At 43.2% G+C, this 241-nt stretch carries 1 protein-coding gene; it reads right to left on the reverse strand.

From position 1 onward, the window contains the following. Positions 1-241 (reverse strand): hypothetical protein (locus tag QCD85_RS23720; RefSeq protein WP_301264088.1); only part of this gene is annotated, 241 nt, incomplete at both ends.

Here is a 241-nt window from a genome sequence, read left to right on the forward strand (position 1 = left end):
GTGTTGGGGTTGGACTTGGTGCAGTTGTTTGGGCTCCCAAGATAGAGAGCTCTTTTTCATAATTGACTGAAACAATTCTATTTACGATGAATCCCGAGGCTCCCGCACCAATCACACTGCTTACCAAGGCAACTGCTATTAGGATTGAAGGACGAACTCTCATTCCAAAGTCGAGTTTAGGAGGCTCTATGTCCTCATCCTTTGATTTCTTTGCCGCAGATTTCATATATACAGTTAATAG

The sequence above is a fragment of the Paenibacillus sp. PsM32 genome (assembly GCF_030433815.1).
Lineage (GTDB): Bacteria > Bacillota > Bacilli > Paenibacillales > Paenibacillaceae > Saccharibacillus > Saccharibacillus kyungheensis.